This is a genomic window from Roseburia rectibacter, assembly GCF_014287515.2.
GTDB classification, from domain to species: Bacteria; Bacillota; Clostridia; order Lachnospirales; family Lachnospiraceae; genus Roseburia; species Roseburia rectibacter.
The window spans coordinates 2,104,112-2,118,701 of record NZ_CP092473.1; the positions used below are offsets into that span (position 1 = coordinate 2,104,112).

14 protein-coding genes are annotated in these 14,590 nt (G+C 42.4%); 13 read left to right on the top strand and 1 reads right to left on the bottom strand.

The window, feature by feature from the left end; translation table 11 throughout:
- Nucleotide 1: 1 nt before the first annotated feature.
- Entirely contained in the window at nucleotides 2-1,528 is a 1,527-nt protein-coding gene (locus tag H8S51_RS09975) for a sodium/proline symporter (RefSeq protein ID WP_186898791.1), read from the bottom strand.
- A 167-nt stretch (nucleotides 1,529-1,695) separates the two neighbouring features.
- Here H8S51_RS09975 and H8S51_RS09980 point away from each other — a divergent pair, with 167 nt between their 5' ends.
- The 13 genes from H8S51_RS09980 (at nucleotide 1,696) to ybeY (ending at nucleotide 14,589) form a co-directional block, all read left to right on the top strand.
- Nucleotides 1,696-2,901, top strand: coding sequence for a chloride channel protein (locus H8S51_RS09980; RefSeq protein WP_186898790.1), 1,206 nt, complete (start codon nucleotides 1,696-1,698; stop codon nucleotides 2,899-2,901).
- A 66-nt stretch (nucleotides 2,902-2,967) separates the two neighbouring features.
- Nucleotides 2,968-3,606 carry an endonuclease III domain-containing protein gene (locus H8S51_RS09985; RefSeq protein ID WP_118208861.1) on the top strand — a complete coding sequence of 213 codons (639 nt, stop codon included), beginning with the start codon at nucleotides 2,968-2,970 and terminating at the stop codon, nucleotides 3,604-3,606.
- A 156-nt stretch (nucleotides 3,607-3,762) separates the two neighbouring features.
- Complete coding sequence (locus tag H8S51_RS09990; protein WP_186898789.1) at nucleotides 3,763-4,497, top strand: CAP domain-containing protein; 735 nt, start codon at nucleotides 3,763-3,765, stop codon at nucleotides 4,495-4,497.
- Nucleotides 4,498-4,633: 136 nt separating this feature from the next.
- Nucleotides 4,634-5,452, top strand: a complete 819-nt coding sequence (locus tag H8S51_RS09995; RefSeq protein WP_186898788.1) for an FAD binding domain-containing protein — start codon at nucleotides 4,634-4,636, stop codon at nucleotides 5,450-5,452.
- A gap of 80 nt (nucleotides 5,453-5,532) precedes the next feature.
- On the top strand, nucleotides 5,533-5,997 hold the full coding sequence (locus tag H8S51_RS10000; protein WP_186898787.1) for a (2Fe-2S)-binding protein: 465 nt from the start codon (nucleotides 5,533-5,535) through the stop codon (nucleotides 5,995-5,997).
- Nucleotides 5,994-8,297 carry a xanthine dehydrogenase family protein molybdopterin-binding subunit gene (locus H8S51_RS10005; protein WP_186898786.1) on the top strand — a complete coding sequence of 768 codons (2,304 nt, stop codon included), beginning with the start codon at nucleotides 5,994-5,996 and terminating at the stop codon, nucleotides 8,295-8,297. Before H8S51_RS10000 ends, H8S51_RS10005 begins: the two co-directional genes overlap by 4 nt.
- Nucleotides 8,298-8,316: 19 nt before the next feature.
- Nucleotides 8,317-9,006: a nucleotidyltransferase family protein gene (locus H8S51_RS10010; protein ID WP_256451920.1), complete on the top strand. Its 690-nt coding sequence runs from the start codon at nucleotides 8,317-8,319 to the stop codon at nucleotides 9,004-9,006.
- Nucleotides 8,993-10,300 (top strand): pyrimidine-nucleoside phosphorylase, encoded by a 1,308-nt coding sequence (locus H8S51_RS10015; RefSeq protein ID WP_186898785.1) that lies wholly within the window; start codon nucleotides 8,993-8,995, stop codon nucleotides 10,298-10,300. Before H8S51_RS10010 ends, H8S51_RS10015 begins: the two co-directional genes overlap by 14 nt.
- A 34-nt stretch (nucleotides 10,301-10,334) precedes the next feature.
- The gene (locus tag H8S51_RS10020; protein WP_006858311.1) at nucleotides 10,335-10,604 is read left to right on the top strand and encodes a YabP/YqfC family sporulation protein; all 270 of its coding nucleotides are present in this window, start codon (nucleotides 10,335-10,337) and stop codon (nucleotides 10,602-10,604) included.
- 3 nt (nucleotides 10,605-10,607) lie between these two features.
- A complete protein-coding gene (locus H8S51_RS10025) occupies nucleotides 10,608-11,855 on the top strand; it encodes a sporulation protein YqfD (RefSeq protein WP_118208855.1) in 1,248 nt (415 codons plus the stop codon).
- On the top strand, nucleotides 11,842-12,840 hold the full coding sequence (locus H8S51_RS10030) for a PhoH family protein (RefSeq protein WP_117921431.1): 999 nt from the start codon (nucleotides 11,842-11,844) through the stop codon (nucleotides 12,838-12,840). The genes H8S51_RS10025 and H8S51_RS10030 overlap by 14 nt, the downstream gene beginning before the upstream one ends.
- A complete protein-coding gene (locus tag H8S51_RS10035) occupies nucleotides 12,837-14,030 on the top strand; it encodes an HD domain-containing protein (protein ID WP_186898784.1) in 1,194 nt (397 codons plus the stop codon). The genes H8S51_RS10030 and H8S51_RS10035 overlap by 4 nt, the downstream gene beginning before the upstream one ends.
- A 61-nt stretch (nucleotides 14,031-14,091) precedes the next feature.
- Nucleotides 14,092-14,589, top strand: a complete 498-nt coding sequence (ybeY, locus tag H8S51_RS10040) for an rRNA maturation RNase YbeY (protein ID WP_186898783.1) — start codon at nucleotides 14,092-14,094, stop codon at nucleotides 14,587-14,589.
- Nucleotide 14,590 lies beyond the last annotated feature (1 nt).

Here is a 14,590-nt window from a genome sequence, read left to right on the forward strand (position 1 = left end):
ATTATACGCTCTCAAATTCATCAGTGATTTCCTGTGAAGGTGGTGCAGTCAAAAGGCTGACAACAACAATCGCAAATGCGGAACATATGAATGCCGGAAGCAGTTCATAAATTCCAAACAGCCCTCCAAGCGGAGCGATCAGGTATTTCCATACGAACACCATAACACCGCCAACGATCATACCTGCAAGTGCGCCATTCCGATTCGTGCGTTTCCAGAATAAGGAAAACAGCATAACGGCACCAAAGGTTGCACCAAATCCAGCCCATGCAAAAGAGACGATACGGAATACCGAACTATCCGGATTTCTTGCAAGGAAAACACCAATAACAGCGATCACGATAACCGTAAGTCTTGCCATGAGCATGGAGGATTTTTTTGACAGCTTTAGTCCCATGCAGTCACAGAAAAGGTTTTGTGAAACACATGAGGATGCGGCTAAAAGCTGGGAATCTGATGTTGACATGGTACTTGCAAGGATTCCGGCAAGGATCAGACCAGCCATAATAACAGTCAAAACGCCGTGATCGCTTAAAAGAACAGCTGTCCTTACGATCAGAGTTTCTGACTGTGAGGAAGTTTCAAATAATTCAAGAGCACCTGATTTTGTCATTGCAGAACCGATGATACCGATAAATATAGCCACAAACATGGAAATAACAACCCATACGGATGCAATTCTTCTGGAGGTTTTTAATTTGTTTTCATCTTCGATTCCCATAAAACGAAGCAGAATATGAGGCATACCAAAATATCCAAGTCCCCAGGCAAGCGTGGAAGCGATCGTCAGTCCCTTATATGGCACAGACACACCGGTTGCAGGGTCATAAGAGGAAGTCAGGCTTAAATATCCACTCATGGATTTTGCATTTGTGATAACTGCATCCAGTCCACCGGCTGTGTGAATACCGAAAAATACGACGATCAAAAGTGCGATCGTCATAATAATACTCTGGATCAGGTCAGTCATGCTTGCAGCAAGAAATCCGCCAAGCGTGGTATATAAAACAATAACGATGGCACTGACGATCATTGCCGGAAGATAGGAAATCCCAAACAGCGTAGAAAATAATTTTCCACATGCGGCAAATCCGGAAGCAGTGTATGGTACAAAGAAAATAACGATCATAATAGCAGAGATCGCCATCAGTGCATGACTTTTGTCACGGTATCTGTTTTCAAAGAAAGCAGGAAGTGTGATGGAATTATTTGCCTTGTGCGTGTAACGGCGCAGACGTTTTGCAACGATCAGCCAGTTAAGATAAGTACCGATCGCAAGTCCGATCGCTGTCCAGCCTGCTTCGGCACAACCGGAAAGATAGGCAACACCCGGCAGTCCCATCAGAAGCCAGCTGCTCATATCAGAAGCCTCCGCACTCATTGCCGTTACGATCGGTCCTAATTTCCGGCCACCTAAATAAAAGTCAGATACATCATTGTTCTTTTTCGAATAGATCACACCGATCCCCACCATCAGGATCAGATAAATGATCATGACGAGCAGCAGCCCTATCGTTTGTCCTGTCATAACAAAACTCTCCTTTGTCTGTTTGTAAAAATTTTTGCTGGTATATCATGAATAAAACATTACTGCAATACTGTATCACAATAAAGTTGTAATGTAAAACTTTTTTTGTTGACATGCTTTTGTATTCGTAGGATGATAGTGAAAGTTAAATGAAGGGAACAAAATTTATGGAGAAAAAATTACAATCATTTATTTTATTTTTGAAATATGTATCACTTGCCGTTTTGACCGGTGTGCTGGTTGGAATCATTGATGCCGTATTTGGCAGAGGACTGCTTGCAATCTCCGATTTCCGGATGGAGCATTATCTGTTTCTGATACCGTTTCTGCCGCTTGCAGGTCTTTTGATCACCTGGCTTTATTATCGTTTCAGCGAAACAAGTTTAAAGGGAATGACACTTGTTTTTGAAACCGGACAGAAGAAAAGAGAGGATATCCCACTGGTTCTGATTCCATTGGTCATGTCTGGAACGTGGATCACACATTTATTTGGAGGAAGTGCCGGCCGCGAGGGTGTCGCTGTACAGATCGGTGCAACGTTATCACATGCACTGGGGCACAGATTTCATCTTCCGAAAGACAGCCGGATTATGCTGATCACAGGTATGGCGGCAGGCTTTGGCGGTTTATTTCAGACGCCGTTTGCCGCAGTATTCTTTTCCATGGAAGTGATCGTTGCAGGAAAAATGCAGTATCATGCACTGCTGCCGGCACTGATAGCATCTTACACAGCAGCATTTACTTCGCATATGCTGGGACTGGAAAAATTTTATGTACCACTTCAGGACGCGGTTAAAATATCAGATGGCAGTATCGCAGTCCGGCTTGTTGTACTTGGAATTATTTTCGGACTGACAGGCAGGTTATTTTCGTTTCTTCTTGCACAGTTAAAAAAATTTTTTGGAGAAAATCTGAAGAATCCATATGTCAGGATCGGTGTGATATCGATTCCGTTAGCATTGATTTTGCTATTGCTTTACAATGGGAGATACAGCGGACTGGGGACAAATCTGATCTCTGCTGCATTTTCAGATGGGAATATTTATACTTATGACTGGATCTTAAAATTGCTTCTCACGGTCTTAACTCTTGCAATCGGATTTCAGGGAGGGGAAGTCACACCTTTATTTTCTATCGGTGCATCCCTTGGTATCGTTTTGGGAGAAATCCTTGGACTTTCTCAGGTTCATTGCGCAGCGCTTGGATATGCAGCGGTATTTGCGGGTGCAACAAACACACTTTTTGCGCCGGTTCTGATCGGACTCGAAGTGTTTGGAAGCAATGATATGATTCCATTTTTTATCGTGTGTATGATTGCATATCTGGTAAATGGAAATAAGTCTATTTACGGGGCGCAGGAAGTGAATGGATAAAGTTGTTTAAATGCAGTGTTTTATGGTAAAATAAAAGAAGTTTTAACGATAAAAGTGAGGAGCATCATGAGAAAAAAAGAACTTGCCAAAGAAGTGATCGAACGTCTGAAAAAAGAATACCCGGATGCCGGATGCAGTCTTACCTATGATCAGGCGTGGAAACTTTTAGTCAGTGTCCGTTTAGCGGCACAGTGTACCGACGCAAGAGTAAATGTCGTCGTGGAAAAATTATATGAAAAATTTCCGGATGTAAAAGCACTTGCCGATGCACCGGTGGAAGAGATCGAAGAAATTGTAAGACCCTGCGGTCTCGGAAAGAGCAAGGCAAAAGATATCAGTGCCTGTATGAAGATTTTATGGGAGCAGTATGGTGGAAATGTACCAGATGATTTTGACGCACTTTTAAAACTTCCAGGTGTGGGAAGAAAGAGTGCAAACCTGATCATGGGAGATGTATTCGGAAAACCTGCGATCGTAACTGACACGCACTGTATCCGTCTTTCAAACCGCATCGGTCTTGTGGATGGCATCAAAGAACCGAAAAAAGTAGAGATGGAACTCTGGAAGATCATTCCGCCGGAGGAGGGCAGTGATCTGTGCCACCGCTTTGTATATCATGGACGTGAGGTATGTACAGCACGGACAAAACCATTTTGTGACCGTTGCTGCCTGAATGATATCTGCAAAAAGGCGGGAGTCGAGTAAAAATTACCAGAAATGCCAGATGTTACCGGTTGGATGCAGTTATGAATTATGATATTCTTCTGTTTGTAACAAAAATGTAATAGTTTTAAAACAAATACGTAACATATCAAACTGTTACATTACATTTATGAAATGACAGCAAAATGGAGGATTATCATGAAGAAACAGATACTATTGGCATTTACAGCAGCACTTGGAATTACACTGAGTGTGTCTGCACCGGTAGAAGCAGCATCCGCAAACCGTGTGAATATCTCGGTTTTTGAAAAAGACTGTGCTGCTGATCAGTGGAATTCTTTTGAGGCAGATTCTGTCAATGACTTATTAAAAAAAATATGCGACCGATTTCCGGCAATCGTCCTGCCGGGAGAATGTACACCGGAAATACCAGAAGACGACAAAGACGATCAGACACCTGGTACACCAGAAAAGCCGGATACGCCGGAGAAACCTGAAGAAAATCAGCCGGGTGGCAACACATCCGGCGATGAACAGCCAAAAGAGGATCTTGCGGAAATTTCTTACATAAAACAGGTTTTAAAGCTGGTCAATGCAGAGCGGAAAAAAGCCGGACTAAATGAACTGATCTGGGATGATACGGTAGCAGCAGCCGCAGCAACACGTTCCATAGAGATTGAAAAATCATTTTCCCACACAAGACCGGATGGAAGAACTTTTGGAACAGCGATCACAGATCTTGGCATTACCTACCGCGGAGCCGGAGAAAATATCGCATGGGGACAAAAAACACCGGAAACTGTTATGAATGCATGGATGAACAGTGAGGGGCACCGCGCAAATATTTTAAACCCGAACTTTAAAAAACTTGGTGTCGGCTACCGTACCAATGGGCAGGGAACACCTTACTGGACGCAACTGTTTACTTATTAAAAGAATGATTGATGAGGTACTGGATATTTCAGTACCTCATTATTTTGTTGTAATCCCGTATTCCTGTTTGACGCAGGTACTTCCGTACAGTATAATATAGGTAGCGCTTTTTTATGCGTACACATAGGAGGAATCAATGTTAACGATCAATGAATACCGTAAGGTAGAAAGTTTAGAAGAAGCATATGAGCTGAATCAGAAAAAAAATAATAAGATTATCGCCGGTGGTGTCTGGATGAAGATCGGTGACCGCAGGATTTCAACAGCGATCGATCTGTCGGGACTTGGACTTGATAAGATCACTGAGACGGAAACAGAGTTTGTCATCGGTGCCATGACATCCTTACGTGAAATAGAAAAACATGTGGGACTTGCCGCATATACCAACGGAGCGATTCGTGAGAGTGTCCGCCATATTGTCGGCGTACAGTTCCGCAACTGTGCAACGGTTGGAGGCAGTATTTTCGGGCGTTTCGGCTTTTCCGATGTGCTGACTGTATTTCTTGCAATGGATACGCAGGTCGAACTGTATCATGCAGGTATGGTTCCCTTAAAAGATTTTGTTGATATGCCATATGACAACGATATTTTAATTGCACTTCATGTGGCAAAAAAGCCGATCCGTATCGCCTATTTAAGCCAGCGTAATACAGCTACTGATTTCCCGGTGATTGCATGTGCGGTGTCTGAATATGATGACAGTCTGCATGTGAGTATCGGGGCAAGACCGGTTCATGCCGGATTGATAGAACTGCCACTTAGCTCCGCGAAACCGGATGGTTTTGGAAAACAGTTTCCGAAGGGATTTGAAAAAGATGAGACACTGGTCAAAGAACTTGCCATCTGGTGCGCAGATCAGTTTACCTATGGGAACAACCGCAGAGCCGGTGCCGATTACAGGAAACATGTTGCAGGTGTGCTGATCCGCAGAGCAATCTGTTCTTTTGGAAAATAAAGACAGGCTCTGGTGTCAAAAAGGTATGAAAGTCTTTGATGATAAAAAGATAATATCAGAAATGGAGAACAAATAATAAGATGAAAATACATGTATGGTTGAATGAGCGTGAGATCACGCGTGAGATCGCAGCAGATCTGCCGCTTTTGGAATTTGTCCGGTCTGAGGGCTGTTACAGCGTAAAAAGAGGCTGTGAAACATCTAACTGTGGTCTGTGTACCGTATGGATTGACCACAAACCGGTGCTTTCCTGTTCCGTATTGGCAGCAAGGGCAGACGGTACACATATCACCACCTTAGAAGGTGTGGAAGAACGCGCAAGAGAATTTGGTACTTACCTTGCAAAACAGGGTGGAGAACAGTGTGGTTTCTGTAATCCGGGATTTATCATGAATGTACTTGCGATGGAGGACGAGTTAGACAATCCGACTGAGGAGGATATGAAAGAATACCTTGCCGGAAATCTCTGCAGATGCAGCGGATACGAGAGCCAGCTTCGTGCAGTTAAAGAATACCTGAAATTTAAAATGGGGGAAATGGCATGAATAGCAGTACGAATTTAAGAAAACCGGGAAAATTTGTCAATGCTCCCGTAATGAAAAAAGATGCAATGGCGCTTGTGACCGGAAAACCAGTTTATATGGATGATGTGGCGCCAAAAGACTGTCTGATCGTAAAGGTACTCAGAAGTCCGCATGCCCACGCACTGATCAAAGAAATCCGCACAGATCTTGCTGAAAAAATAGACGGTATCGTCTGTGTGCTGACCTACAAGGATGTTCCAAAACGTCGTTTTACCATGGCAGGGCAGACATATCCGGAACCAAGTCCATATGACAGATACATATTAGAAGAACGTGTCCGTTTTGTTGGTGATCCGGTTGCGATCGTTGCCGGAGAAACAGAAAAAGCGGTTGATATGGCATTAAAGCGGATCAAAGTGACCTATGAGGTTTTAGATGCTGTTTTAGATTTCCATACGGCAATGGATAATCCTATTTTAGTTCATCCGGAGGATGACTGGAAGTCACTCTGTCCGGTTGGTGCTGACAACAAACGAAATCTCTGCGCATCCGGCGTAGATGGTGAAGGAGATGTGGATGCTGTCATTGCAGACTGTGATATTGTGTTAGACGAAACTTATCATGTCAAAGCCATGCAGCAGAGTATGATGGAAACTTTCCGTACCTGTACATATATGGATACCTATGGACGTCTGATCGTGCTCAGTTCCACACAGATTCCTTTCCATGTAAGAAGGATCGTTGCAAATGCACTTGATATTTCCAAGGCAAAAGTCCGTGTCATCAAACCTCGTATCGGTGGAGGTTTTGGTGCAAAACAGACGGTTGTCACAGAAGTATATCCGGCGATCGTAACCTTAAAGACCGGCAAACCGGCAAAAATGATCTACACCAGAGAAGAATCCATGATCGCATCTTCACCGCGTCATGAGATGGAAGTAAGAGTTCGTCTGGGTGCAATGTCCGATGGAACGATCCGTGCCATTGATATGCATACACTGTCTAATACCGGAGCATTTGGTGAACATGGTCCGACTACCGTAGGATTAAGCGGACATAAATCCATTCCAATGTATCATACAGAAGCATTCCGTTTCCAATATGAGGTTGTCTATACGAACCGCATGTCTGCAGGAGCTTATCGTGGTTACGGTGCAACACAGGGTATTTTTGCAGTCGAGTCCACGGTCAATAAATTAGCCGATAAACTTTCTATGGACCCAATCGTACTTCGTCAGAAAAACATGATCCATGAAGGGGATATAATGCCTGCATATTATGGTGAGACCGCAAATAGCTGCCGTTTAGAAGAATGTCTGTTAAAAGCGTCCGATATGATCGGATGGAAAGAAAAAGGCATGCGTACTGTGATGCCGGATGGAAAGATCCGGGCACGCGGAGTTGCAATGGCGATGCAGGGATCTTCCATTTCAAACTGTGATGTAGGTTCTGTCACGGTAAAATTAAGCGATGAGGGAACGTATCATATTACAGTCGGCTGTACTGATATGGGTACCGGATGTGATACGATCATTGCCCAGTTTGCGGCAGATGTGTTAGAAACAACGATCGATAATATATCTGTCTACGGCGTAGATACTGATATTTCCCCATATGATTCCGGTTCTTATGCATCCAGTACAACTTATCTGACCGGAATGGCAGCAGTAAAGGCATGTGAACAGTTGAGAGAACACATTATTGCACTTGCAGCAGCCCGTATGAATAAAGATGCTTCTGCACTTACTTTTGATGGAGAAAATGTCATCGATGAATCAGACGGTTCTAAAATGAGCCTTTTTGACATTGCAACCGCGTCCATGTGCAATAATGAGATATCAATGGAGGTTACTTATTCACACAGCTCCCCGGTATCACCGCCACCATTTATGGCAGCCTGCGCCGAAGTCGAGGTTGACCCGGAAACAGGCGCGATTGAGTTGTTAGACTATACCGCCTGTGTTGACTGTGGAACTGTCGTAAATACCAATCTTGCAAGGGTACAGACAGAAGGAGGACTTTTGCAGGGAATCGGCATGACACTGTACGAGGATATCTGGTACGATGAACGCGGGAAAAATCTTTCCAATTCCTTTATGCAGTATAAAGTACCAAGCCGTCTGGATACAGACCGTATCCGTGTGGAATTTGACAGCAGCTATGAACCGACTGGTCCTTTTGGTGCAAAATCCATCGGTGAGATCGTCATCAATACACCGGCCCCGGCGATCGCAGATGCAGTTTATAACGCAACCGGCGTCTGGATCAATGAGCTGCCGATCACTCCGGAGAAAATCTTAAAAGGAATGCAGGTGATCTGATACGGAACAGATAAATCTGATCTATCTTGCTGCCGGATATGCGAGACGTTTCGGCAGCAATAAACTGCTCACGGAATTTCATGGGAAACCATTGTTTTTGCATGGACTGACGGAACTGGTTCGTCTGCAGAAAATGTGTAGTTATCCATGCAGGCTCATTGTTGTGACTGCATATGACAGGATTGAGGAACTGTGTAAGGAAATATTGGGAAACAGAAGAAAAAATACTAAAGACGAACAGGATCATTTGACAAAAAAAGAGCATACTGTACATGGTCAGAATATACCAAAAGATTATATAATTGTACGCAACCAGGGAGAAGAAAATGATGGGATTGCCTCAAGCATCCGAAAAGGGGTAAAGGCAGCGATAGATTCTCCTATGATAAACGAGGGCGATTCATTTTCTTATGATATGTTTTTTCAGGCAGATCAGCCTTATGTAAAGGCTGAAATACTGCTTGATTTTCTAAATGATTTTATAGAAAGTAAAAAAGGAATCGGAGCATTATCCTGTGAGGGCATTTTACGAAGTCCGAATCTTTTTGCTGAAAACTACCGTGCAGAGCTGCTTAGGCTGACCGGAGAATGTGGTGGTAAAAAGATCATCCGTTCCCATCCGGACGATGTTTTCACTTATCCGGTTGAAATGCCGGAATTTTTTGTTGATATTGATACAAGGGAGGATTATGCACATGAGAATGTATGACCTGATTGAAAAGAAAAAACTTGGTATGGAACTGACCACAGAAGAGATCCGTTTTATGATAGAGGGATTTACAGATGGTACAATTCCCGATTATCAGATGTCTGCAATGACAATGGCAATCTGTTTTCAGGGAATGAGTAAACGTGAAACAGTTGATCTGACGCTTGCTATGCGTGACAGCGGGGATGTACTTGATCTTTCCTCTATTCCTGGTATCAAAGTTGACAAACACAGTACCGGCGGTGTGGGCGATAAAACATCGCTTGCCCTGACACCGATCGTTGCATCACTTGGAGTTCCGGTTGCAAAAATGTCCGGAAGAGGGCTTGGCCATACCGGCGGAACGATTGACAAACTTGAGAGTTTTCCGGGATTTACGACTGCGCTCCCGGAAGAAACTTTTTTTAAAAATGTCCGTGAGATCGGTATTGCGATCGCAGGCCAGACTGCAAACCTTGCACCGGCAGATAAAAAGTTGTACGCATTGCGGGATGTCACAGCTACCGTCGATCAGATGTCACTGATCGCAAGTTCCATTATGAGTAAAAAATTAGCCTCCGGCAGTGATGCGATCGTACTTGATGTTAAGACCGGCAATGGTGCATTCATGAAGAAATATGAAGATTCCGTTGCACTTGCAAAAGAGATGGTATCAATCGGAACAATGGCAGGAAAAAAGACAGCAGCAGTCATTACTGATATGGATCAGCCACTTGGAAACGCTATCGGAAATGCCATCGAAGTGATCGAGGCGATCGATACTTTAAAAGGCCATGGACCTTCCGATTTTAAAGAAGTAGTCTTTGCACTTGGAGCGCAGATGCTGCTTTTTGCAGAGCGTGCCGGTTCCCATGAGGAGGCTGTAAAACTCATGCAAGACAGCATTGACAGCGGAGCCGCACTTGATAAACTGGCTGAGTTTGTAAAAGCCCAGGGCGGTGATGTATCTTATGTTTACGATACCACAAAATTTCCGGAAACGGCATATTCGATCGACGTCAAAGCAGAATGCAGCGGATATGTGCACCGTATTCTGGCAGAGAATATCGGTATTGCCTGTATGACTCTCGGTGGCGGACGTGAGACAAAGGACAGTAAGATAGATCTTTCCGTCGGTATTTATTTAAAAAAGAAAAATGGCGATCAGGTAAATACCGGTGATACTCTGGCTGTTATCTGTGCGAATGACCGTGCAAAAATGAATACTGCTGCCGAAAAAGTACTGCACGCATATGAAATTTCAAATGAACCAAAAGAAATGCAGCCAGTTGTAAAAGAATATATTTACGAATGAGAATAAGATCTTTTTTTCCTTCATACAATCATATATGAAGAAAAATCAGAAAGAAAAAATAATAAACAGTTTAGAACTGCCGAAGGATCTGATGCTTGGTGCGGCGATCGTGACTGCAACCGGGCGGCATGAGGTTCTGATTTCTAATTATAAAGGAATCCTGGAATATGAGGATTCCTTTATCAAAATACAGACAAAAAACTGCAGGATACTGATTTCCGGCTCACATCTTGCAATCGATTATTATACGAATGAGGAAATGAAAATTACCGGTTTTTTAGATACGATCCAATACGAGAACTGACAGATGCTGCTCTCGGTAATTAAATATTTTAAGGGGTACGTGTATGTCCGTCTAAGCGGTTATGCGCCGGAACGTTTCCTTAATTTATGTGGAAGCCGTGACATTCTGATCTGGAATTTAAAATCTATTGCAGATGGATATGAATTCTGTATCAGTGTAGCAGGCTTTAAGCAATTACGTCCGATCTTAAAAAAAACAAGAACACATATACGGATCATAAAAAAATACGGCATGCCGTTTGAATTGTATCATTACCGTAAACGAAAAATGTTTGCCATGGGGATGATCCTTTTTGCAGGGCTGCTTTATTACCTTTCCGGTTTTATCTGGAATATTGAGGTCAATGGCAATTCTTATCTGTCCGAAGAAGTCGTACTCTGTTTCCTTTCAGGGGAACATGCTTCTTTTGGTGCAAAGAAAAAAAACATTGACTGTGCAGCTTTAGAAGAAACGTTAAGAAGCCGATATCCGGAAGTTATCTGGACTTCCATTAAGATCTATGGAACAAAAATGACGGTAGACATTCAGGAAAATCTGCTTCCCGAAGAAAATTATAAGAATGATAAAGATAACACTGCACGTGATATTATTGCATCAGATGATGGCGTTATCTCAGATATGATCACAAGAAGCGGTACTCCTGTTGTGACCACGGGCATGGCAGTCAAAAAAGGGGATATACTGGTCAATGGAAGTATTGAGATCCTGAATGATGATGGCGATACAAAAAAATATCTTTACCGTACTGCAGATGCGGATATTACGGCAAAAGTTACATATTCCTATCATGACGAGATACCTGCTGAATATATAAAAAAAATACCGACCGGTGACGAAAAAATAACGTATCAGATCAGGATTTTAGAGCACCTGTTCAAAAATCCCTTCTTTTCACCGGTGGAAGAACCGTATGATGTCATATCGGATGTGTCACAGTTTCATTTCACAGACAACTTTTATCTGCCGGTTTATCTGGTCAGACAGACTTATTCCGGCTATAAAAATGAAAAAAATATATATACAGAAAAAGAGGCAAAACAAATAGCTTCCCGGAATCTTAAGAAATATATTGACGATTTGGAAGAAAAAGGTATTCAAATTACAGAAAAAAATGTTATTATAGAAAGAACAAAGAAAAAATATGTGGTGAAAGGGACGATAGAAACTTTAAAATCCATTGTTTCCTATCAGCCGACAAAAATCATCGAACAATCGAGTGAAGAGAGGCAACCGACAGATGAGTCTGACTGAACTATCATTAAATATACCAACTGATCATGTCGCAAATGTATTTGGTCAATTTGATGCGTACATCAAAAAGATTGAGCGTACGTTAAATGTCACTGTAGTGTTACGCGGTGAAAATATGAAGCTGCTTGGAGAAGAACATAATTTAAAAAAAGCAGAACAGGTGTTTTTACAACTGATCGAGTTATCCAAAAGAGGAAATATTATCACGGAACAGAATGTCAATTATGCTCTTGCGCTTTCGGAGGAGGAAAAAGAATCCGCGATCGTTGAAATTGATAAAGATTGTATCTGTCATACGATCAACGGCAAACCGGTAAAACCAAAGACACTTGGTCAGAAAGCATATGTAGATGCGATCCGCCAGAAAATGATCGTGTTTGGAATGGGTCCTGCCGGGACCGGTAAAACATATCTTGCGATGGCAATGGCAATTACTGCATTTAAAAACGAAGAAGTAGGAAGGATCATCCTGACACGTCCGGCAATCGAAGCCGGAGAAAAATTAGGATTTCTGCCGGGAGATCTGCAAAGCAAAGTTGACCCCTATTTAAGACCACTTTATGATGCATTATATCAGATCATGGGGGCAGAAAGCTTCCAGAAAAATATGGAAAAGGGGTTGATCGAGGTCGCACCGCTTGCATACATGCGAGGACGTACACTTGACAATGCATTTATCATATTAGATGAAGCACAGAATACGACACCGGCGCAGATGAAAATGTTCCTTACCCGAATTGGTTTTGGTTCTAAAGCAGTGATCACGGGTGATGCTACCCAGAAAGATCTTGCACCGGGCACAGCATCCGGTCTTGATGTCGCATTAAAAGTATTAAAAAAAGTGGATGAGATTGGAATTTGTGAGCTGACCAGTAAAGATGTAGTTCGTCATCCGGTCGTACAAAAAATTGTCAAGGCTTACGAAGATTATGAAAACCGCAATAAGAGTACATCAAAAAGAAGACAGGAGACTCGCCAGCGATGAATGACCGCCTTGTAATCAAAAGAGTATGGAACCATGTCTGTATGTTTATCGTTACCATCATGGTGACACTTTTGTTATGTGCAAAACGACAGATTTTGCTGGATCAGTTTTTGGGGATTGTCTGTATTGCTGTGATATGGTTTGTGTTATTTCTTTTTCTCATAGAGCACGACCGTGCAGAAGGACTGATCTGTCATAACCGTGAAACAGATTTTAGAAAAATATTATATGGTTACACATCAGCAGCAATAGTAGTCTTTTTGGCTGCATATTTTCCTGAATTTGTAAAACCTCTGATGCTTGTGCCGCTTCTTATCGTTGCCTTTGGTTCCGAACGTCTTGCACTTATTACCGGAATTTTCTGGGATGCAATGCTATGTCTCGTGTTAGGGCTGCATTCACAGGAATTAGTACTGTACTGTCTGATGACGATTTTTGGAGCAATACTTGCTGGAACGGCTGAAGAGGCAGTGAAACGTGAGAAGACACTTATATGGTATGAAGTACTGTTATTCTGTCTTTCCATTATGCTTCCAATAACTTTTTATTATCTGACTTATCAGGAAGTCCATTTTAAACTTTTATTATGGGGACTTTTTGAAGGTGCCATCAGTGTTTTATGGATGCAGTTTGGCTTTCGTCATTTTTCCCGTTTAAGAGAGCAGGAGGTAAATGATATTCTGACAGATATCATAGATGATACGTATCCGCTTGTCCGTGAGCTTTCCAGTTTCTCGAAACAGGAATATCAGCATGCACGCAGAGTTTCAGAACTTGCCGCAAAATGTGCAAAAGTTGCCGGTGCCGATGAAAAGACATGCGCAGCAGCAGGATTTTATTACCGGATCGGTATTATGGAGGGAGAACCTCTGACACAGAGCGGGATCCGTATTGTGCAGGAACACTGTTTTCCGGAAGATGTCATCCGTATCATCAGTGAGTACGATGGAGAGACAGCACCGCCTTCATCCATAGAGTCAGCAATCGTACATATGGTAAACGGTCTGGTAAAAAAGATAGAGGTGTTTGACAGTTATACAATGGCAAGCGAATGGAACCAGGATATGGTCATTTACCAGACATTAAACGAGTATTCCGCCAGCGGAATTTACGACCAGTCAGGACTTGGCATGAATATGTTTTTGAAGATCAGGGAATATCTTGTAAATGAGGAGAATTTCTTCTTTTAAAAATTACATGAAAAACAAAAGATATAAAAATTGCCGGTAAGGCACAGAAATGAGGAAATTTATGAGTCTTTTTATAGAAAAAGAAACGGAAACAGATTTTTCATTTGATGAGGAGACACTTGCAAAAGAAGTGACAGATTATGCGATCGAGCATGAGGGATTTCCCTTTGAAGCGGAGATCAATCTGACACTCACAGATAATGATGGAATCCACGCCATCAATAAAGAATACCGTGATATAGATGCGCCGACAGATGTTCTGTCATTTCCAATGCTTTCTTATGAGAGTGCAGGAGATTTTTCGAAGTTAGAAGATGATTATGATGATAATTTCAACCCTGACACAGGGGAGATCATGCTTGGGGATATTATTATTTCCGTTGACAAAGTAAAAGAACAGGCGAAAAGTTATGGACACAGTGAAAAACGTGAATATGCGTTTCTGATCCTGCACAGTATGCTTCACTTATTTGGATATGACCATATGACGCCGGAAGAAGCTGCCGTTATGGAAGGAAAACAAACTGAGATCTTAAACGAAATGAACATTTTAAGATAAC

Bases quoted from the DNA above. Each gene is read 5' to 3' on its own strand.
- H8S51_RS09995 (WP_186898788.1), top strand. From the start codon at position 4,634: ATGTTAACGATCAATGAATACCGTAAGGTAGAAAGTTTAGAAGAAGCA.
- H8S51_RS10030 (WP_117921431.1), top strand. From the start codon at position 11,842: ATGAGTCTGACTGAACTATCATTAAATATACCAACTGATCATGTCGCA.
- H8S51_RS09980 (WP_186898790.1), top strand. From the start codon at position 1,696: ATGGAGAAAAAATTACAATCATTTATTTTATTTTTGAAATATGTATCA.
- H8S51_RS10015 (WP_186898785.1), top strand. From the start codon at position 8,993: ATGAGAATGTATGACCTGATTGAAAAGAAAAAACTTGGTATGGAACTG.
- H8S51_RS10005 (WP_186898786.1), top strand. From the start codon at position 5,994: ATGAATAGCAGTACGAATTTAAGAAAACCGGGAAAATTTGTCAATGCT.
- H8S51_RS09975 (WP_186898791.1), bottom strand. From the start codon at position 1,528: ATGACAGGACAAACGATAGGGCTGCTGCTCGTCATGATCATTTATCTG.
- H8S51_RS10035 (WP_186898784.1), top strand. From the start codon at position 12,837: ATGAATGACCGCCTTGTAATCAAAAGAGTATGGAACCATGTCTGTATG.
- H8S51_RS09985 (WP_118208861.1), top strand. From the start codon at position 2,968: ATGAGAAAAAAAGAACTTGCCAAAGAAGTGATCGAACGTCTGAAAAAA.
- ybeY (WP_186898783.1), top strand. From the start codon at position 14,092: ATGAGTCTTTTTATAGAAAAAGAAACGGAAACAGATTTTTCATTTGAT.
- H8S51_RS10025 (WP_118208855.1), top strand. From the start codon at position 10,608: ATGCTGCTCTCGGTAATTAAATATTTTAAGGGGTACGTGTATGTCCGT.
- H8S51_RS10000 (WP_186898787.1), top strand. From the start codon at position 5,533: ATGAAAATACATGTATGGTTGAATGAGCGTGAGATCACGCGTGAGATC.
- H8S51_RS10020 (WP_006858311.1), top strand. From the start codon at position 10,335: ATGAAGAAAAATCAGAAAGAAAAAATAATAAACAGTTTAGAACTGCCG.
- H8S51_RS09990 (WP_186898789.1), top strand. From the start codon at position 3,763: ATGAAGAAACAGATACTATTGGCATTTACAGCAGCACTTGGAATTACA.